We start from the raw sequence: 20,806 nt of genomic DNA on the forward strand, positions 1-20,806 counted from the left end.
CTTTTGGGACATGGTAACATTCACTGTAGAAGATCACGACGGTAACCGTCAGACCATCGAAGCGCCCGATGATATGGGTTTGAGTTTGATGGAGATATTAAAAGCCTCAGAATATCCTGTGTTGGCCACATGTGGTGGCATGGCACTTTGTGCGACTTGCCATGTTGAAATATTGGAAGGTCAGGATGAACTTGGCCATGCTTCTGATGTGGAGCTTGACCAATTGGAAAACCTGCCGGAATATTATCCTACGAGTAGATTGGCCTGTCAAGTCAGGATCGGTCCCATTCTCGAAGGGGCCGTGGTCAAATTAAGAGGCGAAGACAATTGATTTTTATCCCCGGTAACTGCCGGGGATTTTTATTTTTTCTTGAAAAGTTTTGACACAAGATTTGAAAAAGCTGTAAAATCCTGAGTTCCGGAAGTATTTAGGTTAAAAATTGATGTACCCAAATAATTGTGTCTTCCATTTTGCTCCACATCATATTGCATCGGAAAAATCAGTATGTAATTATTTTTATTGAAATATTTGTTTAGGTAATTCGGTATTTTGTCCATTATTGGATCGAAAGAAACGCCGTTTTTTCTACTAAGGACAACAATGAGGGCGTCATTTTCTTTCAAATCCCTGGATATAATCAAAAAATCCTCCCAATCTGAAAATTCAACAAATCCCGCTTCTATACTGAATCTTTGCTGAACCTGTTTGATAAATTTCAAAGTTTCTTCTGCCCCATAAAAAACCAATTTACATCCAGTATTTCTGCCGATATTCCATACTCTAAGTAACCAAAAAAGAAATCCCATTTCCTTTTCGGCATTGGCAGGCACTGTAATGATATACCTACTTACTGTATTTAGAGGCTGATGACTTTGATAAATAAAAGCCGTGATATTGCATTTGCTCAAAATGCCTTCAGTCAACTTGCCCAAAAAGGTATCTGATATCCCTTGTTGTTTGTGTAGCCCAAGAATGATATCTGTAACTTTATTTTCTTTGACCACATTCGTGATGCCATTGACCAAATTGGAATCATATCTAATCAACTCAGTCAATTTATGGTCTGTAGCCGCTGCACTTACACTTGCTTTTCCCAATAATTTTTTGGCATATTTTTCCTTACTTTCATCACCTGAGTCTGATGGAACAATATTGAGTGCATACAGGGAATTTTTTGAAGATTTAGATTTGACGGTCACCCCAAGATGGATCAATTCCTCAATGTTTTCAGGATAATTGACAGGAATCAAAATTCTTTCTTCAGGCTCTTTGTCTTTATCAGAATCACTTTCCTCGTCTCCTTCTTCCAACGCAAGCTTGGCTGCACCTTTTTGAGCTACTAGTGATGCAATGGTACAAGTCACCAAAATCATCAAAATTGTACCGTTCAAGACACTTTCATTGAGCAACCTGATAGGTTCACCTGATTCTGTCTGTCCAACAATAACCTTGTAACCTACCAAAACAGCTGCCAATGTAGCTGCTGCCTGGGCATTGCTCAATCCGAAAATCACATCCCGCTGAGCTGCGGAAAATCTGAAGGTTTTTTGGGTAAAATAGGCAGCTAAAAATTTAGAAAGCGTCGCCACAACTGTCATAACAATTGCCACCAATATGGTTTCCTTATCCATGAAAAGAACCTTGAAATCTATGAGCATCCCTACTCCGATAAGGAAAAAAGGGATAAACAAAGCATTTCCTACAAACTCTATCCTGTTCATCAAAGGTGAGGTATGAGGCACCAGCCTATTCAATGCCAATCCAACCAAAAAAGCACCGATGATCGCTTCAATCCCGGCAGCCTCTGCCAGAAAAGCTCCCAAAAAAACCAAAGCCAAGACAAATATATACTGTGAAATATTATCGTCATTCTTCTTGAAAAACCACCTTCCGAGCAAAGGAAACAAGAAAATAATGATTCCTGTAAAAATAAGAATGGAGAACCCAAGTTTTAACCAAAAGCCTCCGGTCACCTCTCCGGTAGACATCCCGACCACTACCGCCAATACCAACAAGGCAAGCGTATCAGTAATCAAAGTTCCACCTACCGCGACACTCACAGCTTTGTTTTTGATTACTCCCAACTTGCTGATTATCGGGTAGGCTATCAGCGTATGCGAAGCGAACATACTTGCTAAAAGAATTGATGTCGGAATACTGAAATTGAGGATATAAATCCCTGTGGCAGTCCCCAAAACCATGGGTATAATAAAGGTATACATACCAAAAACCATGCTTTTGCCGCTGTTTTTCTTAAAGTCTCCAAGATCAATTTCCAATCCGGCCAAGAACATGATATATAGCAATCCAACAGTACCAAATAAGACTAAACTGCTGTCACGTTCCAACATGTTTATGCCATTTGGTCCAATGGCGGCACCTGCAAGGATCAACCCTATCAATTGCGGGATTTTTATTTTATTGAGCAATATAGGTGCAAAAAGAATAATGAAAAGAATAATGGAAAAAATCAAAACCGGGTTTTCCAAGGGAAGTTTAAAACTCAATTCTGAACCAAAAATCATATTGCTCCATTTAAAATAGGCATGAATTTAAACAAAAATCCATTCAAAAAATCTTTTTAGATTTTGATATAATTCAAAAGGACTGAAAATAAATCAGTCCTTTTGAACGGCAAAAATTGGAATGAAAATTTATCTTGAACAATCAATTCATATTACTCTTCCATTAATTTTTTCAGTATTTCTATAGCCGCTTTGGAAAGGACAGTCCCCGGACCAAAAACAGCTGAAACACCTGCATTTTGAAGAAAATCATAATCATTAGGGGGAATTACCCCTCCGGCAATGACCATGATATCTCCCCTGCCCAATCTTTTTAATTCCGAAATCAAAGCTGGCACTAGTGTCTTATGGCCTGCCGCCAAAGATGAAGCGCCTACTATATGTACATCATTTTCAACCGCCTGCATGGCTACTTCTTCGGGAGTTTGGAAAAGTGGTCCTATATCCACGTCAAATCCAAGATCGGCAAATCCTGTAGCAATGATTTTGGCACCTCTGTCATGTCCGTCCTGACCCATCTTGGCAACCATTATTCTTGGTCTTCGCCCTTCTGTTGAAGCAAATCTGTCTGCTAATTCTTTGGCTTCTTGGAAGGAGGTATCATTTTTCGCCTCTGCAGAATAAACCCCGGATATTGATTTTACTGTGGCTCTATGTCTTCCAAATTCCTTTTCCATGGCATCGGATATTTCACCTAAAGTAGCTCTTTTTCTGGCTGCCTCCACCGCCAAGGCCAATAAATTACCTTCTCCTGTTTTGGCAGCGTGGCTTATTGATTCCAGTGCGATGCCAACTTCGACATTGTTTCTTTCCTTTTTCAATTTAACTAGCCTCTCTATCTGGGAGATTCTGACAGCATCATTGTCCACTTCACGGATTTCAAATTCTTCTTTATCATCATTTTGATACCTGTTGACACCAACAATCACATCTTTGCCACTGTCTATCCTTGCCTGTTTGCGGGCGGCAGCTTCCTCGATTCTCATTTTAGGAATTCCCGCTTCAATGGCTTTGGCCATTCCGCCAAGGCCTTCTACTTCTTCTATCAATTCCCATGCTTTCTTAACCAATTGATCAGTCAGGTATTCCAAATAATGGGAACCTCCCCACGGATCGACCACTTTGGTAATGCCGGTTTCTTCCTGAAGGTAAAGTTGGGTATTCCTCGCAATCCTTGCAGAATAATCAGTGGGCAAAGCGATTGCTTCGTCAAATGAATTGGTATGTAATGATTGGGTATGACCAAGTGCTGCGGCCAATGCCTCGACTGTTGTCCTCGTGACATTGTTGAAAACATCCTGTGCTGTAAGAGACCATCCTGAAGTCTGACAATGTGTTCTTAAAGCAAGTGATTTGGCGTCTTTAGGATTAAACTGCTGGACTATTTTGGACCAAAGCATCCGGGCAGCGCGCATTTTGGCTATTTCCATAAAATGGTTCATTCCAATGGCCCAGAAAAATGACAACCGTGGTGCAAAATCATCTATGTCCAAACCTGCTGCAACGCCTGTTCTCAAATATTCCAACCCATCTGCAAGGGTATAGGCCAATTCCAACTCAGCCGTAGCACCTGCTTCCTGCATATGGTAGCCCGAAATGGAAATTGAATTGAATTTGGGCATATGCCGGGAAGTATATTCAAAAATATCAGCAATAATCCTCATTGAAGGCAAAGGAGGATAGATGTAGGTATTCCGCACCATAAACTCTTTCAAAATATCATTTTGAATCGTACCGCTGAGTTGCTCGGGACTTACCCCCTGCTCCTCCGCCGCAATGATATAGAAAGCAAGAATTGGGATAACCGCGCCGTTCATGGTCATGGAGACGGACATTTTATCCAAAGGAATTCCATCAAAAAGAATTTTCATATCCAAAACAGAATCAATAGCTACGCCGGCTTTGCCAACATCTCCTACTACCCTTGGATGGTCTGAATCGTATCCACGGTGCGTAGCAAGGTCAAAAGCTACAGAAAGTCCCTTTTGTCCTCCTGCAAGATTGCTGCGATAAAAGGCATTGGACTCCTCCGCTGTGGAAAATCCCGCATATTGTCTGATTGTCCATGGGCGCATCACATACATGGTGCTATAGGGCCCGCGAAGGAATGGAGGAATCCCCGCTATAAAATCGGTATGCGTGAAGTCCCTTACTTGCTTTTCAGAGATGACTGCCGGTACGCTTATTTTCTCTGCTGTTTCCCAAACCTGCGAAGAGCACACACTTTCCTTATCTCTAAAAGGCTTAAAATTCAATTGACTAATATCTGGTCTCATGGCTTTTGGATTAGGGAGTTTTCGACCAACATACTTTCAAAACAAGGAGATAATTCCCATTCTTTTTCTTCAAAAACAAAACCATTCAAAGGAAGATCTTCTTTAGCATTAACATATTTATTGATTCCGACCTTTGTTTTTTCTCCTTCCAGAAGGTCATTCATTTTTTTTCTTCTCTTTTCTTTGATTTCATATTGGATAATATTTTCCTCATAGCAAATCCACCAACCTCCCCTATCTTCTATCCTTTCCAAAGCTTCTTTGACTTTTTCAAAAATCGAAATCACCATATTTTCAATAAAATAAGACCCTGAGACAGGATCCAAAATCCTATCCAAATAACTTTCTTCCTTCAAAATATTAGAAATATTTCTTGCCATCCTTCTGGACAAGGAACCGGGGTTTCCTGCAATAATTTCATGAGGGAGCACATAAAGTGCATTGGCCCCTCCAAGGATCCCTGCCATCGCCTCGGTTGTATTTCTAAGCATATTGGTATCTGCGTCCAATAAGGTCTTGGTCCAAAAACTGGTCTGCACAAATACGAATAGGTTTTCCGCAGGCAAATCTACCTGATAAAGCTGAATCAGCTTGTGCATCAATATCCTTGCTGCTTTAATCTTGGCCATCTCCAGAAAATAGTCTGATCCGACAGCAAGGTTAAACATTGACTTTTGAATAATTTCAAGTGGATAAAAACCCTCCCCAACCATCGCATCTATCAAATCTATCCATGCAGAAAGGCCAAAGGCCAATTCCTGAACAGGGCTTGCCCCAGAATTATGATAGACAGCCGAATCAATCGAAAAAAGTTTAAACCAAACAAATTCTTCACCTAAATGAAGAAGCGTTTTTGCTATTTCAATAATTTCCTCTTTATTTTTCTTTTTAGTCAAAGCAACCGCAAATCCTTCCCAAATCAGGCCTCCATGAATGGATTCCTTTTCCAAATTATTCCGGCCGACCCATTGTATGAATTGCCTGAAAACCTTGACAGGATCTTCCTTTGAACATAAAAAAATCTGGATGTATTGAGGTTTGACTCCTTGGAGCAACACATCAAAATCCTCTTCACCCGACAATTGTAACATCAGCGCATCCGCACCGTTGACCAGGGCCTCTAGGACCTCTTGGTTTGTGGCTTTTTCATTGCATCCATCAAAAGATGAAACATTGGACCAAATTCTGGGCGATAAGCCGGGAATAGAAGACTCCATATTGACCCTATTTCGGTAATATTTTAGCGCTTCAAGACTGGCATTATCCTCTTTGGTATAAATGGGGTTGATTTTAATCCCATCCTCTGTGACTGAGGTCAGTGTCTTTTCAAAATCTTTTCCTTTTAAATCCTTGATGATCTGATTTATCCAATCCTCTTTGGATTTTCCGGGAAAGTCTTCAAATAAATTAATTTCCATATTTGGGTTTATTGATTCGACCAAAAACTTACGAAATAAAAGCAAAACAGCATTTTCCGAAGCAGATGATCTTGTTTTTTCAAAGTAAAAATAGGGCTAACAACTTTCAAAACCCATTAATTGCTTGGAATTCAAAAGCAGTACCGAAAATTGCATTGACGATCAACAAATATCTGATGAAACTCAATATGAATACCTTATTTGAGGTCTGGTGAAATTGTTTTTTTGAAGGAAAAAGCCTAAGAAACTACCTTATACACGGTTGATATAAAACGTCGCAATTTTCTTTAGATTATCAGATAAAGACCTGAATCAAAAATTGGTTTGAAAGGAAAAAAACAAAAGGGAAATACTGAAAAAAGTTTGCTTATTTATTCAAAAGTCAAGGCCTTTTGGATTTTTTATTTAAATATATTTTCCGCAATTTTGAAGCCCTTCAAAAAAGGGGAAGGTTTTCTCAAAACACTATCAGTAGTTTATTAAAAAATAAATGAGTTCAGAGGCAAATGCAGTTTGGAATGAATGCCTGCGTGTGATAGAACAACACGTCAATGAACAGAGTTTTTCTACTTGGTTTAAACCCATCAATCCCGTCAGATTAGAAGGAGGAACACTAACCATACAAGTCCCAAGTCAGTTTTTTTACGAATGGTTGGAAGACAACTATGTAAATGTCTTGAAACTTGCCATCAAATCCACTTTAGGCAATAATGGAAGGTTGGAATATGCTGTGGTCGTGGATAGAGGGAATTCCCAGAATCAACCTTACATGGTTAATTTTCCTCAGGGAAATTCCAATTCTCCGACAAAAAAACCTCCTTTACCAACAGAAAATAAGAGTCCTTTTGACATGCAGTCGCTTAATAGCGATACCTTGCTGCAATCAAACCTCAATCCGAATTATACTTTCAATACATACATAGAAGGTGATTGTAACCGATTGGCAAGGTCTGCGGGTTTTGCTGTAGCCACCAAACCAGGTGTAACCTCATTCAATCCACTCATGGTATATGGTGGAGTTGGTTTGGGAAAAACCCACTTGGTACAGGCCATCGGTAACGAAATCAAAAACGGACCAGAAGAAAAATTTGTCTTATATGTTTCTTCAGAAAAATTCGTGAACCAGTTTATGGATTCCATCAAAGATGGGAATGTAAAAAGCTTCACCAATTTTTATATGCAGGTAGATGTGCTGATTATTGATGATATCCAGTTTTTGGCAGGAAAAGACAGGACACAGGAGATGTTTTTCCATATTTTCAATCACCTCCACCAAAACAAAAAGCAGATCATCATGACTTCTGATTGTCCTCCAAAGGATTTGAAGGGTTTGGAAGAAAGACTGCTTTCCAGATTCAAGTGGGGATTGACAGCAGATTTGCAAATGCCTGATTTTGAAACCAGAGTGGCTATCATCAAAAGGAAAATGCAATCTGAAGGAATCTATATTCCTGATGACGTGATAGAATACCTTGCTTATACTGTGGATACCAATGTAAGAGAACTTGAGGGTGTAATGATTTCACTATTGGCCCATGCCTCTCTCAACAGGGTGGAAATCGACCTTGCCTTGGCAAAAACAATTATGAAAAATATCGTCAAAGATATTGAAACAGAAGTCGGGATAGATTTTATCCAAAAGACGGTTTCTGATTACTTTGATATCAAAATCGACGACCTCAAAGCAAAAACCCGAAAAAAGGAAATAGTTACAGCCCGTCAGGTGGCAATGTATTTTGCAAAAGAATTTACCAACCATTCCCTGAAATCCATCGGATATCATTTTGGCGGACGTGACCACAGTACTGTCATTCATGCCGTTCAGACTGTGAACGATTTGATGGAAACAGATACGGCTTTTAGAAATTCGGTCAATGATCTGAAGAAAAAGTTTAAGATGAGGTCGTATTGATTTTTTACTTGTAAAAAAATTTGATCAACAATCAGGTTTTGATTTTCTAATTTCAGGGAATTCTGACCAATCCTTTAACTTCCTCCTTTGTAAATCTAAGTTCTGTTGAACCCATCACATATGGACCTATTTCGTATGGATTATAGTATAAAATGAATTCTTCGTCCTCAAACCCCATCGCGGCTGGAAGAAAGAATTCCTTTTCATTTTTAAGAAAAAACCTGTTATCCTCAGATAATGCGGTAAGCTCGTCCACATCATGGTATTTTTTGAATTTGGATTCCGCCAACTTCAAAAGATTGGCTTTATCCAAAACCAAATCTTCATTTTTCAAGGGTGAATTATTTTCCAAATCAAAGTTCAAATACAGACGGTAGGTATTGGGATGGGCCCCACCTGTATATGAAAAAGTATCGAATGCAATGCAGATCATTTTTTGGCTTTGAAGGGCAACCTTCGCATCTAAAGTGATTTCCCATTCCTGAGGAGAATCAAATTCATTTTTAAATTCCAAATATGAATGGAAAAATGAAGAAACCGCCGAATCCAAGGGTACGATTTCTTGGCTTTCCCCAATATTCAAAAACATAACCATCTGTTGTTCAACATGAACATTCAGAAAATCAGAAGACTCTCCTGCTCCTTCAAAATAAGGATATACCAGACTGATTCGGGCACATTCACTTCGAAGGCAAGAATCCTTTTCAAAAACTTTTGGTTCGAACCTTAAAGAATCCAACTCCTTTTTCCCTATTTGGCAGGAGGAGAAAAAGAAACTTAAAAAAAGGAACAACCCAAGTCCTGAATATTTTACTTTTTGGAAATTCATCATTTTGTATCCTTAATTTGACCGGTAAAAATATCGACCAATTCCTTCGCTTTGGCCATTACTGATAGCGTGCCCAACCGAATTTCAGGCAGGATTTGATCCAATCGGTTTTTGACTTTTTCGTTTTGGAAAAAGCGTTGCTCAAAGAGATAGCGAATATTTTCATGGAGCCAGTTTATCCTTTGTCCCGACCTGTTATGCTCCCAATATCCGTTTGCAAGCATTTTTTCTTTATAGGTTACTACCATTTCCCAAATTTCCTCAAGGCCTGTTTGGTAAATTGAAGAGCAGGTTTTTACCGGAGGAATCCACCCGTTTTCTTTGGCAGGAAAAAGATGCAAGGCATTGGCATATTCTCTTCGGGCATTTTTTGCAGCTTCCTGATTAGATCCGTCAGCTTTATTGATCACCATGGCATCACAGATTTCGACTATTCCTTTTTTAATCCCCTGAAGTTCGTCGCCTGCACCTGCCAACATCAGCAATAAAAAAAAGTCCACCATTCCTTTGACGACGGTTTCTGATTGACCTACCCCTACAGTTTCTATCAGGATTACATCAAATCCGGCAGCTTCACAAAGCAACATTCCCTCTCTCGTCCTTGCACTTACTCCTCCCAAAGTACTTCCGGCAGGAGAAGGGCGGATGTAAGCCCTCTTGTCAGAAGCAAGATTTTCCATCCTTGTTTTGTCACCCAAAATACTGCCATGCGATTGCTGACTGCTTGGGTCTACCGCCAAAACTGCAACTTTATGTCCCTTTTCAACCAAAATTTTTCCAAAACTTTCAATGAAAGTACTTTTCCCTACACCGGGAACTCCGCTGATACCTATCCTGATAGAATTCCCCGAATACGGCAAAATCCCTTCCATTACCTTTTCGGCTATCAATTGGTCAGAATCCAAAGCGCTTTCCACTAAGGTTATCGCCCTGCTAAGTACAACCCTGTCTGATTGAAGAACCCCTTGGATATATTCGGATACTGAAAGTCGGTTTTTGGCCAAAACTGAATGCTCGTTTAAAAGATAAAACGCTTAAAGTTAAAGGAATTATTTGAAAGGATACTTGATAAACCGGACCTGCCCCATCGCAGTCTTTTCATAATATGCTATGCAATTTGGCGCCAAATTCTGTTCAAAATAAGGGGATTCGGGAAAAAGTTCTGCAGGAATTTTGTCAAGGTCTTTGAAGAAAAAGACTTTGGTATTTCCGTATTTGGTATGGGGCATATAATTGCCGTACTTTTCCATTTCTTCCCATAAAGAATCCGGAGAATGTACAGCAAAAATCCTGATGATAGGACCTGTATTGTTTTCATTCCTGTAAAAAGCCACTTCGGAAAATTCACCTTGTAAGTCGCCGATCCCAGGCTGTGAAAGACTGTCAACCATAATCCAAACAACCAAGACAGCTACTGCAAGCAATAATCCATAAAATAACTTTCGCGAGGCCATATTTAGCGGTTTTTAGAAATTAAGCTTTAATTTAGAGGAAAAATTTCAAGATGGCATTTGAATACATCAAGGCATTACATATCATTTTTGTAACTACGTGGTTTGCAGGCCTGTTTTATATTGTCAGGCTTTTTATCTATCAGACTGAGGCTCTGGAAAAACCGGAGGAAGAAAGGCGGATCCTTGCTCCACAATTGAACCTGATGGCAAACAGGCTTTGGTATATCATCACCTGGCCTTCGGCAATCCTGACTCTGTTTTTTGGATTTTGGGTTTTTTATTTCCGATGGGGATATATCCAATCAGGTTTTATGCAGGCCAAACTTGGCTTCGTTTTGGTGCTATATATTTACCATTTCATTTGCCATAAGATTTACAAAGATTTACAAGGTGGCAAAACAAAATGGTCCTCCACACAATTAAGGATGTGGAATGAAATAGCAACTGTTTTGCTTTTCGCGATTGTGTTCCTGATCGTACTCAAAAGTCTTATCAGCATAGTTTGGGGAATAGGAGGTTTGCTTATATTGAGCATTACCATGATGCTTGGGATCAAATGGTACAAAAAAGTCCGCGAAAAAAAACAGCCCAAAAATTAAAATTCAAGAATTATGAATAAGTCATCTTTAAATAAAATTTTTCTCATCTGCATCGGTTTGCTTCTTTGGAACTGTTCACCAAAAACCACTTCAGAAGCCAATCTTCCTTTACCGATTCTTGGCAACAGGCATGTCCAAGAGTTTGAGATGGAAGGAAAGATTGTTCAGGATACAGTTTACCATAAAATTGCGGATTTCTCTTTTACCAATCAGGAAGGCAAGGAGATTAATAACCTCTCAGTAGAAGGAAAAGTGTATGTCGCGGACTTTTTCTTCACCAGCTGTCCCACGATTTGTCCAATAATGAAAACCCAAATGCTGCGGGTTTATGAAAGATTCAAAGACCAACCTGATTTTCTTATCCTGAGTCATACCTTAGATCCAACGCACGATACTCCCGAATTATTAAAGGATTTTGCCGCCAAAATCGGAGTAGAGGATGATAAAACATGGCATTTTCTGACCGGCGATCAAGAGAAAATTTTTGAAATCGGACAGACAAGTTATATGACTACTGCAATGGCTGATCAAAACGAACTTGGGGGATATCTTCATTCAGGGGCATTTATCTTGGTTGATCAAAAAGGTCATATCAGGGGTGTCTATGACGGGACCAAGGAAGATCAGGTAGACAGACTGATGAATGACATTCCAAAATTGCTTCAGAAATAAAAATGAAAAACGCATTCCTAGTCATTGTCTTTGCTTTCATATCTCTAAACTCCTGCAAGCCAAAATCTTCCAATCCTGAAAATACCCTTGCATCTATTTCTGATACCAAAGTGCTGCAATATGCCATTGAAGGAAAAGCCCTTTATGAAGCCAACTGCGCCAATTGCCACCAAAAAAACGGTACCGGATTGGGAAAACTTATTCCTCCAATTTACCAATCAGATTATTTTTTGGAAGACATCCCAAGAACGGCAAAAATCATCAAACACGGTCAAAATGGTGAAATTATGGTAAATGGGATCTTGTACAATCAGGAAATGCCTGCAAACCCCAAGCTTACCAATATTGAAATCGCCCATATCATGACCTACTTATACAATATATGGGGAAGCGAGGCAGGGGTTATAAATGCGCAAATGGTAGAAGGTTACTTAAAAAACTGATCAATTATACCCCAATTCTTTATTTGCTGCTGCAATAGAAGTTTTGATATGGTCATTGACTTCCTGTACTTTGATTTTTTGGTCCTGCAGATACACCTCAATTTCCTCTTGTGTCAATTCTTCATAGGAGGATTTGAACTGTCTCATCCATACAAACATTTCCTCAAAAGAATCGTCAAGGTCAGCAGCAATTGAATTGAGTCTTCCTATTTCCTCCGGAGTTCCGGAACCGTTGGCTGCAAGGTCATTTGATTTTTGTGTGATTTCTTTTTTGAGTTTTTTTAATTCATCCATTTTGGGCATTACCTCATCATGAATGGCAATGACTTCCTTCTTCAGCTTTTCGTTGGATTCTTTTTTATCCGGTGCGCAAGCTGATAGAAAGAAAAACATCGCTATCAAAAATCTTACATAATTTGGGGTCATAAGTACAAATTTCGAGCAAAGAAAATATAATTTAATTATAAAAAGAAATTAATTTTAATTTATTTCTTTTTTTTATAAATTTTCAAATTTTATATATGATTATTCAATTCATTAAAATTTCGCAAGAAATAATAAATACCAAGCTTTAACATAATGCCGGTTAGGCAAATGAAAATATTCAAAGAGACATCGTCAACCTGATTTTATCCGTCAGGAATTTGTATTTTTGGTCAAATCCTTGAAGGCCATCTGGCCTTGAATTTTACCTAGACAAATATCTTGATTTTATGAAACAGTTTTGTTTTTCGAATGATCGTATTATTGACTCCAAAAATGCTTCTATCCATCCAATGGATATTGGATTGATCCGAGGATATGGGATTTTTGATTTTTTTAGAACTTCTGGCTATACGCCTCTCTTTTTGACAGATTACCTTGACAGGTTTATCAGATCAGCTAAAAAAACCCATCTCCACCTTTCATTTTCAAAGGAAGAATTGGCGCAGGTAATCCATGATCTGATCCAAAAAAATGATTTGGAACAAGGGGGAATCAGGATGCTGCTCACAGGCGGGGTTTCTGACAATCATTTTTCTCCGACAGCAGGTTCGCTTTTCATTTTTTGTGAGGACCTGGATTTTCCTGCTCCTTACAAATATGAGAACGGCGTCAAATTGCTGTCTGCAGACCATGTCCGGGCGATTGCAGATGTCAAGACCACCAATTATGCATTTCCGGTATGGCACAGCGCAGATTGGAAAAAGGCAGGTGCGGAAGATGTCATCTATCATCACAACGGATACATTTCGGAGAGCTCACGATCCAATATTTTCGTGATAAAAGATGACAAAATCGCTACCCCAGACCAAAATATACTTCACGGCATCACTAGAAAAAGAATCCTGGAACTTGACAGAAACATCGAAATCAGGCCCATCAGTTTTGATGAACTGATTGATGCTGACGAAGTTTTCATGACTGCTACGACTAAAAAAATACTACCGGTCACCATGATTGATGACCTAAAAATCAAAGATGGGAAACCCGGTCCAAAAACAATTGAACTCATGGCAGCATTTTCGGCTATGGAAAAAAAGAGTGCCTTGGTCTAAATTCTGAGAGAAAACCTTAAAAAAAAATGTCAGAGATAATCTCTGACATTTTTTTTGGTTTCTGACCTTCTCAGTTTGCAAGCAACTCTGCTTCTTTGAGAATATACATCAACTTTTCAGGGTCTTTGTCATTCAAAGTGAGTTTGCCCCTTACCTTCACTCTTTTTGAAGTGTATTTTATGGGTGATTTCAACATCACTTCCATAACTGTTTCAGGACCACCGGATCCACAAAAAAAACATTCAGCCAATGGCAAAGAAGACAAAATGATATGTTCGGGTTTAAACATCCCTTCAAAAGGTATGATGTATCCATCTGCTTCGACGACTTTGCCTTCCATACTTTTAATACTTGGACCAAATACAGGAATGTATAACTCCCCGAATTCATCCTGACCAATTTTATATGTTACTTGTGCCAAATCTTTCCAAACGGTCGAACTTTGTCCATTAGCAAGGGCTGCTGCCAAAGTAAGCATTATTATGAATACGGTTCTCTTCAATATCATGTTAATTTTTTATTTAATTTTTTTGTTGCAATTATCTGAATTACAAATCTATGCTTTGGTCAGTTGTTTGGCAATATCTGTTTGATAAGCGTTCCAAGCAGGGATAAGAGAGGCAAGAATTCCTACAATTACTGCATAAGCAAGTATCCATAGCTCTTCTTTAAGGAAAACCGCGGCACTTAAAGTGCTGATGGCTCCCTGATCATTTTGCATAACGAGAATGACTAAGAAAAGGTGCCCTATTGCTATGCCGACCACCGCTCCAAGGATGGTCAAAATCACTCCTTCCAAAACTATATGAAGAAAAAGTTGCCAACTCGAAGCACCCAAAGTACGCATCACTGCAAGGTCATATTTCCTTTCTTTCAATGAATTGAACAAGGCGATAAATATCCCTAAACCGGCTATGACTATGATCACAATCGCCAATCCCTGAATAAGTTTCACCCCAATACCCAATAACTCAAACAATCGGGAAATCTCGAATGATGGTGAGGCAGCCTGAAGGGCGCTTTTGCTATTGATAAATCTTGGTAGTTGTACTGCGGCGATGGGATTTCGGTATTGGATCAAAAGAGAAGTTACCTCCCTATCTTGGTCAGTGACAGGAAATCCTTTCTTGGCAACAGGTGCTTCATGCGTAGCATGGTCATGTTCCTCATCATGGGTATACCATACAGATTCGATACTGGTAAGGATGAGTTTATCCAAGACATTTCCCATGGGAGCTAAAACCCCCGTAATCACATAAGGATGTGCATCATGCTCATGGCTGCTGCTTCCGATTCCGTGCGAACCTATAAAAGTATCCCCTGTCTTCAATCCGATTTTTTCAGCAACCTCTTTGCCTAAAACCACTTCGAAGGGCTTTTCCCAAGCTTTCCCCTGAGAAAATTTAGCAGTATACAGGTCTAAATAATCATGGTTGGTTCCGACGATTCTATATCCCTGATAATTGTCACCAAGTCCTAGAGGGATGATATTTTTTACCAATCTGTTTTTGGAAAGTGCCATCGCGTCTTTCAGATCAATATTGCCTGTCGGAAAATCGATATGGTATACACTCGAAAGGATCAACTGAAGCGGGCTTCCTTTTGCACCGACGACAAGGTCAATTCCTTCCGCATCTTTGGTCATTTTGTTTTCGAACTGATCTTGGATCAAAATCAAAACTGTGATAATTGCCAATCCCAAAGCCAATAACAGGATATTTAAACCTGTACTCAGAGGTTTGGCGATCAGGTATTTCCAACTCAATTTAATCATATTCATAATTGGCCTCCTATGATTATTTGGTTGGAAATATGGTCCTTGACGCGTTGATCATGTGTAACGATGATCAAGGCAGCTTCATATTTTTTTGCCTGTTCCTGTAGTAACCTAACCACACCAGCGGCATTTTGATCATCTAGACTGGCTGTGGGTTCATCAGCAAGGATCAACTTGGGTTTGTTGACCAAAGCTCGGGCGATCGATACACGTTGTGCCTCTCCTTCGCTCAGTGTGTTTATTTTAGATTTTCTTTTATCCCAAATTCCAAGTTCTTTGAGCAAGGGTTCTATCAAATAGGTGTTTTCCTTTGCAAAAAAATTGGCAAGCTGAAGGTTTTCTTCCACCGTTAGAGGTGCAAGGATGTGGGGTTTTTGAAATATAATCCCAATGTTCTTACCTCTGAATTTATCAAATTGAGAACCTTTTAATGTATATATATCAGTACCGCCTATTTCTACTTTTCCAGACTTTGGCTTGAGCAGCCCTGCTATGATATTGAGAATGGTAGTCTTTCCGCTACCGGATTTACCAAGAATCAACATTTGTTCTCCTGAATCAAGATTGATATCAGGAATCTGAAATTTTTGCTTTGGATCGTAATAAAACTCGATGTTATTCGCTCTTAAAATCATTATTCCTGGATGGGTATACTGATGTTGAAGGTCGTTCCTTTTCCTTGTGCACTTTCAAATGTGATGTCTCCGTTCAATACTTCGATACTTTTCTTCACAATGGACAGACCAAGACCGGAGCCTTCGATTATCCCTACATTTTTTGCTCTGAAAAACCGATCATAAAGCTGATCATGCTCTTTTTCAGGTATTCCTATTCCTTTGTCCTTGACAGTAGCTTTAAGGCTTCCGTTTTCCAGCCAAACTGTAAAATCAACTTCCTGACCGTCTTTCGAATATTTTACAGCGTTGGAAAGCAAGTTTTCAAAGATCTGATATAATAAGTCAGAATCGGAGAAGATTGTTTTTGGAAGATTTTCAAGCTTCACATTGATTTTAACATCATGCTCAGAACCTGCTTTGACGACATCCAATATTTCATTGAAAAGTGCCGCAACAAACATTTTCTTGGGTCTGAAGTCGATCTTATTTGCATCGGCCTTCCCAAAGAAAAGGACAGAGGTCAACAGACTGTTGAGGCTCCTTACTGAGTTCTCGATCTTGGTGGCGTGCTTTTGGATTTTTGCTTTAAATGGATGTTCTCTTTCTGCATACTGCTGTAGCAATTGGGCAGAACTCAGAATTGAAGTAAGGGGGGTTTTGAATCCATGGGAAACGTTCAATACGATTCGGGACTTGAGTTCACCGATTTCCCTTTCTTTCTCCAAAGCCCGGGTCAATTCTTTATTGGCTTCGGCAAGGTCTTTGGTACGTTGTCGGACTTTTTCTTCCAACTCATTGTTGAGCTTTTGAAGTTCCTTTTCTTTCCTGTCCTTAAATATGGCCAATTCAATCACCATATTCAGTTCTCGGATATTGAAAGGCTTGATGACATAAGCACTCGGGTTGGTTCCGACTACTTTGGTAAGCGTCTCGGCATCAGAACTTGCACTGAGGTACACAACAGGAATATCATATTTTTCATTGATGATCTCGGTGGTCTTGATTCCATCCAACTCCCCTGCGAGGTTGATGTCCATCATGACAATGTCTGCCTGATTGTGTTCGAGGATTTCGAGGGCCTTTTCACCGGAATCCGAAATACCGATGATCTCGTGGTTGTTTTTTTCCAGTGCTTTTTTTAGCAATAGCGCTGAAACGTGGTCATCCTCTGTGATTAATATCCGAAGTGGAAACATGTGTGCTGTTAAATGAGCATGCAAATTACAAGTTTATATCATTTCCAAAAATCATTTTTTACCTAAAGGGAGTATTACCACAACCTTTGTCCCGTGTTCTTTGACACTTTTGATGGCAATACTTCCCCCTAAGATATCAACGAGATTTTTGGTAATCGCAAGTCCCAACCCGGTTCCTTCATATATCCTACTGTTTCCTTTACTTTCCTGCTCAAAGGGATTGAACAAAATCTTCTGAAAATCCTCGCTCATACCGATTCCCTGATCGGTAACAGTGAGCTCAATCTTATCTTCAATCCCCTTTAATCTCACAGTAATCATGCCTTTTTCAGAATATTTGATGGCATTACCTACCAGGTTATTGATAATCATCTCAAAGTATCTTTGGTCTATCAAGCCCTTCAAAGGTTGGGTTTCATATTTCACTGATAAGAGTAGCCCCTTTCTCACCGCAAGACCTTTCAAGGGCAAAAGTATTGTAGCCAATAAATCGTTGATATTGGAATCTTTGTAGAGGACTTCCAGTTTTTTTGCTTCAATCCGAGAAAGGTCGAGGATACTGTTGATGGTACTCAATAACCTTTCGCCCGATTCTTGAATGATTTCAAGTTGGGAAATCAAATTAGAATCATTTTGACGCTGCAGGATGATATTTTCGGTACTACCCAAAATACCATTGAGCGGAGTTCTGATCTCGTGGCTGATATTGGACAGGAAGTTGGATTTGAGCTTATTTGCCTCCTCGGCTTTTTCTTTAGCGATTTGGAGTCCCTTTTCATATGCCTTTTTTTCGGTAATGTCCCTGAATATTGTCAAAATCAAAGGATCACCTGCGAAATCAGACTTTAATCTCGCTACATAAAGTTCAATTTCTTTGGAACCACCCTTCAAGGGCATTTTGACCTCTAAAGTAATACCCTTGCCCTCTTCCCTACTAATACCTTCTTGGATGATGCTTTTTTTACTCTTATAATATTCAGGATCAGAAAAGATATCTGATAAATAACCCTCCTCAAGAACTTCTTCCGGTAAAGAAACCAGTTTGGAAAGACTTGGATTGACAGCAATTATTTTTCCTTCATCAGTGGAAAGCAATAATCCATCTTTTGAACTGTTCCATACATTTCTAAATTGGTCTTCAGTATTAAAAACCTCCCTGGTTTTTTCATCAATGGTTTTTTTCAGCAATCCCTGCTTTCTGAATGAATTGAGTAAAGTATTGAAAAGAAAGCCGATTAGGAGAAAAACAAATAGTATCAGAACCACAAACCAAGCCTGAAGATAAACAGGCTTTAAAATTCTGAATTCCTCCGAAACCTCCACCTGAGAAAAAAAATCACCGTCAATCCCTGCCTGCAGCAACAGCCTATACTTTCCGGAGGGTAGGTTATTAAATATCAAAAAATTATCCCTTGGATTTGTTATTTCTATCCAATCATCCTGAATCCCTTCAAGTTTGTATCTTATGACAAGATTGTTTGGCTGAAGAAATGTAACTGCTCTGAAGATGATTTCAATGTTGTTGTTGCCAAAAGGAATATTATTCAGGTCAATATTTCTACTATCTGATCCGATAACATTGATGGAAACAATCTTTACCAAAGGAGTAGTGATGCTTTCAGCATTTTCTTCAGGTATAAATAAAGAAAGCCCTTTGCTTGTACCAATCCAAACCCGCTTATTGTCTCCTTCTATGAGTGCTCCTCTATTTGCTTCCAAACCTGAGAGCCCACTTATTTCATTATAATGATTAGACTTTCCATCCTTGATCCGAAAAACACCTTTATCAGTACCTACCCACAAAAAACCATCTGAATCTTTAAGTAAAGCATAAACCGGCCTGGTAATGATACCATCGTCTACATGAAAATAATCAAGTTTACCATTACAATAGTGTTTGAGGCCATTCTCAGTAGCAAGAATCAGGCAGCCATTTTCCTCTTCAAGAAAATCAAACCCGACAGCGGATACGAAGTTTTCTTTTTCTTTCAATCCTTCAGAGAAAGTTGTATTACTCCCCTGCATGAAAATTACCCTTCCATCTTTCAGTTTTCCAGTCTTCCTGATAAAAATCTGAGATTGATCAAGTTTCTTCAAAACTTCCTTGGTGATATTCCTTTTGAAAAGACTGGATTTTCTATCTGTGATGGAAGAAATATACAGATTCTCCCTTGCTGCAATATAAAGGCTGTCCCCTACAACCCTAACTGATGTGACAAATGCTTGATCCGGACTCTGTTCAAATTCTATTTTTGAAGTCTTTGGATCGAATCTACCCAACCCTTTTAAGTTGGATGATACCCAAACAATACCATTTTTGTCCCTATCAAAATTTGTTATCCTGAACTTTGGGTGACCGACCAATCTTTGGTCTCCATAAATTGTCTGGACTTTTTCATTCCCCTTCCAAATTTGCAACCCATTATTGTACCCCATCAAATACTTGGCAGAATCTAATTTTATAATCGCGGTGACCTCATCATCCAACAATGTTTTTGAACTGTAGTTGATAAACCTCAGGGAATTGATATTGGCCAAACCACGATTGGAAGCTATCCATTTTATCCCCTCTCTGTCAACAAGAAAACTATAAATAAAATAGGCTTTGAGAATGTTATAAGAGTCAATTTCAAGGCTTTTGTCAAGAATAGGATCATACTTGTAAAGCTGTGAATTATAGTTAAAATAGACCCTTCCTTTGTAAACCTGAAGATGACTGAAATCCACTACGCTAAATATGTCCCTTTCAAAATTTTGTCTCAATATTGTCTCCGGAGAATCGAAGGACTTGCCAAATGCCAAAAAATCCAGCCCAAGAAAATAATATCCATTTCTTACCTCGTCATAGGCTACGTGCTGAACCAAGGCAGGTAAGTTCTCCCCTTTAAAAGAAAATGGCAGCAACCGACCTCCCTGAAAAATAAAAGACTTGTATCTGAATAAAATTAGTAACCCCTCTTTTGTCAAAAGATCTGATTTATACAACCCTGAAACACTAAAATCAAAATCCTGAGAATTCCATATTTTGTCATTTTCACCCTTTGAAAACAACTTTTTATCTGTAAATAACAGGTATACCCATCCTTCCTCAGTTTTTTTTGGAAGGAAAAGTAAATGGTTTTGGGTATCGGTATCAGAAAGGTTTTCATTGAAATCAAACTCCTCCCACAATCCATTTTTATAAAAAAAAGCTTTTGGTTTATTAACCAGGTTACTAATCCAAATCCTATTTTCTTCATCTTTAAATATCCTGACTTCAAAACTCAGCTGATCCTGAATTTCAACCGGAATCGGATAAGTAAAAAAACCATCAGAATAAAAAACTCCCAACGAAGTATTAAACCACATCAGACCTTCATTGTCCTGGATCACCTGATAGATAATATCAGATGGTAAATCGACACCTTTGATCTGATTGTTGAATTGGAAGGTTTGGGAAATCCCCATTTTCGAAATCAAAACAAAGAAAATAAAGAGCAGCGCTTTTTTCATAGGGGTCACGTACGCCGTCTAAATTAGAAAAAGATACGGATAGTGTAAATTAATTGG

General features: G+C 39.0%; 18 protein-coding genes. 6 read left to right on the forward strand and 12 right to left on the reverse strand.

Annotation, left to right across the window (positions count from 1 at the left end):
• Positions 1-10 precede the first annotated feature (10 nt).
• The gene (locus NK987_RS16420) at positions 11-331 is read left to right on the forward strand and encodes a 2Fe-2S iron-sulfur cluster-binding protein (protein WP_258423782.1); all 321 of its coding nucleotides are present in this window, start codon (positions 11-13) and stop codon (positions 329-331) included.
• 29 nt (positions 332-360) lie between these two features.
• Here NK987_RS16420 and NK987_RS16425 read toward each other — a convergent pair whose 3' ends face one another.
• From NK987_RS16425 to NK987_RS16435, 3 genes are all read right to left on the reverse strand, one after another.
• Positions 361-2,526: a cation:proton antiporter gene (locus NK987_RS16425; protein WP_258423783.1), complete on the reverse strand. Its 2,166-nt coding sequence runs from the start codon at positions 2,524-2,526 to the stop codon at positions 361-363.
• 152 nt (positions 2,527-2,678) lie between these two features.
• Positions 2,679-4,802 carry a methylmalonyl-CoA mutase gene (gene scpA, locus NK987_RS16430; protein WP_259264737.1) on the reverse strand — a complete coding sequence of 708 codons (2,124 nt, stop codon included), beginning with the start codon at positions 4,800-4,802 and terminating at the stop codon, positions 2,679-2,681.
• A complete protein-coding gene (locus NK987_RS16435; protein WP_259264738.1) occupies positions 4,799-6,220 on the reverse strand; it encodes a methylmalonyl-CoA mutase family protein in 1,422 nt (473 codons plus the stop codon). Before NK987_RS16435 ends, scpA begins: the two co-directional genes overlap by 4 nt.
• Before the next feature lie 490 nt (positions 6,221-6,710).
• Between NK987_RS16435 and dnaA the strand changes: the two genes are divergently transcribed.
• Positions 6,711-8,132: a chromosomal replication initiator protein DnaA gene (gene dnaA, locus NK987_RS16440; RefSeq protein ID WP_258423786.1), complete on the forward strand. Its 1,422-nt coding sequence runs from the start codon at positions 6,711-6,713 to the stop codon at positions 8,130-8,132.
• Between the two features lie 52 nt (positions 8,133-8,184).
• Here the strand turns inward: dnaA and NK987_RS16445 are convergent, their stop codons facing one another.
• Genes NK987_RS16445 through NK987_RS16455 form a run of 3 tightly spaced genes read right to left on the reverse strand, consistent with a single transcriptional unit; the run spans position 8,185 to position 10,415 of the window.
• On the reverse strand, positions 8,185-8,964 hold the full coding sequence (locus NK987_RS16445) for a DUF3298 and DUF4163 domain-containing protein (protein ID WP_259264739.1): 780 nt from the start codon (positions 8,962-8,964) through the stop codon (positions 8,185-8,187).
• Positions 8,961-9,965, reverse strand: coding sequence for a methylmalonyl Co-A mutase-associated GTPase MeaB (meaB, locus tag NK987_RS16450; protein ID WP_259264740.1), 1,005 nt, complete (start codon positions 9,963-9,965; stop codon positions 8,961-8,963). The genes NK987_RS16445 and meaB overlap by 4 nt, the downstream gene beginning before the upstream one ends.
• A gap of 45 nt (positions 9,966-10,010) precedes the next feature.
• Entirely contained in the window at positions 10,011-10,415 is a 405-nt protein-coding gene (locus NK987_RS16455) for a hypothetical protein (RefSeq protein ID WP_259264741.1), read from the reverse strand.
• Positions 10,416-10,465: 50 nt separating this feature from the next.
• On the opposite strand from NK987_RS16455, the gene NK987_RS16460 reads away from it, so the two are divergent.
• Genes NK987_RS16460 through NK987_RS16470 form a run of 3 tightly spaced genes read left to right on the forward strand, consistent with a single transcriptional unit; the run spans position 10,466 to position 12,129 of the window.
• Positions 10,466-11,014, forward strand: a complete 549-nt coding sequence (locus NK987_RS16460; RefSeq protein WP_259264742.1) for a CopD family protein — start codon at positions 10,466-10,468, stop codon at positions 11,012-11,014.
• 12 nt (positions 11,015-11,026) lie between these two features.
• Positions 11,027-11,686 carry an SCO family protein gene (locus NK987_RS16465; RefSeq protein WP_259264743.1) on the forward strand — a complete coding sequence of 220 codons (660 nt, stop codon included), beginning with the start codon at positions 11,027-11,029 and terminating at the stop codon, positions 11,684-11,686.
• Between the two features lie 2 nt (positions 11,687-11,688).
• Positions 11,689-12,129 carry a c-type cytochrome gene (locus NK987_RS16470; RefSeq protein ID WP_259264744.1) on the forward strand — a complete coding sequence of 147 codons (441 nt, stop codon included), beginning with the start codon at positions 11,689-11,691 and terminating at the stop codon, positions 12,127-12,129.
• Here the strand turns inward: NK987_RS16470 and NK987_RS16475 are convergent, their stop codons facing one another.
• Positions 12,130-12,555, reverse strand: coding sequence for a hypothetical protein (locus NK987_RS16475; RefSeq protein ID WP_259264745.1), 426 nt, complete (start codon positions 12,553-12,555; stop codon positions 12,130-12,132). It lies immediately after the preceding gene.
• Positions 12,556-12,842: 287 nt separating this feature from the next.
• Between NK987_RS16475 and NK987_RS16480 the strand changes: the two genes are divergently transcribed.
• On the forward strand, positions 12,843-13,667 hold the full coding sequence (locus NK987_RS16480) for an aminotransferase class IV (protein ID WP_259264746.1): 825 nt from the start codon (positions 12,843-12,845) through the stop codon (positions 13,665-13,667).
• 70 nt (positions 13,668-13,737) lie between these two features.
• Here the strand turns inward: NK987_RS16480 and NK987_RS16485 are convergent, their stop codons facing one another.
• The 5 genes from NK987_RS16485 to NK987_RS16505 are packed head-to-tail and all read right to left on the reverse strand — an operon-like array spanning position 13,738 to position 20,749.
• Complete coding sequence (locus tag NK987_RS16485; RefSeq protein ID WP_259264747.1) at positions 13,738-14,175, reverse strand: hypothetical protein; 438 nt, start codon at positions 14,173-14,175, stop codon at positions 13,738-13,740.
• A 48-nt stretch (positions 14,176-14,223) separates the two neighbouring features.
• Positions 14,224-15,447 carry an ABC transporter permease gene (locus NK987_RS16490; RefSeq protein ID WP_259264748.1) on the reverse strand — a complete coding sequence of 408 codons (1,224 nt, stop codon included), beginning with the start codon at positions 15,445-15,447 and terminating at the stop codon, positions 14,224-14,226.
• Positions 15,444-16,079 (reverse strand): ABC transporter ATP-binding protein, encoded by a 636-nt coding sequence (locus NK987_RS16495; protein WP_259264749.1) that lies wholly within the window; start codon positions 16,077-16,079, stop codon positions 15,444-15,446. The genes NK987_RS16490 and NK987_RS16495 overlap by 4 nt, the downstream gene beginning before the upstream one ends.
• Positions 16,079-17,257 carry a hybrid sensor histidine kinase/response regulator gene (locus tag NK987_RS16500; RefSeq protein ID WP_258423882.1) on the reverse strand — a complete coding sequence of 393 codons (1,179 nt, stop codon included), beginning with the start codon at positions 17,255-17,257 and terminating at the stop codon, positions 16,079-16,081. Before NK987_RS16500 ends, NK987_RS16495 begins: the two co-directional genes overlap by 1 nt.
• 51 nt (positions 17,258-17,308) lie before the next feature.
• Entirely contained in the window at positions 17,309-20,749 is a 3,441-nt protein-coding gene (locus tag NK987_RS16505) for a sensor histidine kinase (RefSeq protein ID WP_259264750.1), read from the reverse strand.
• Positions 20,750-20,806 lie beyond the last annotated feature (57 nt).

This window comes from Aquiflexum gelatinilyticum, from assembly GCF_024813435.1.
Taxonomy (GTDB): domain Bacteria; phylum Bacteroidota; class Bacteroidia; order Cytophagales; family Cyclobacteriaceae; genus Cognataquiflexum; species Cognataquiflexum gelatinilyticum.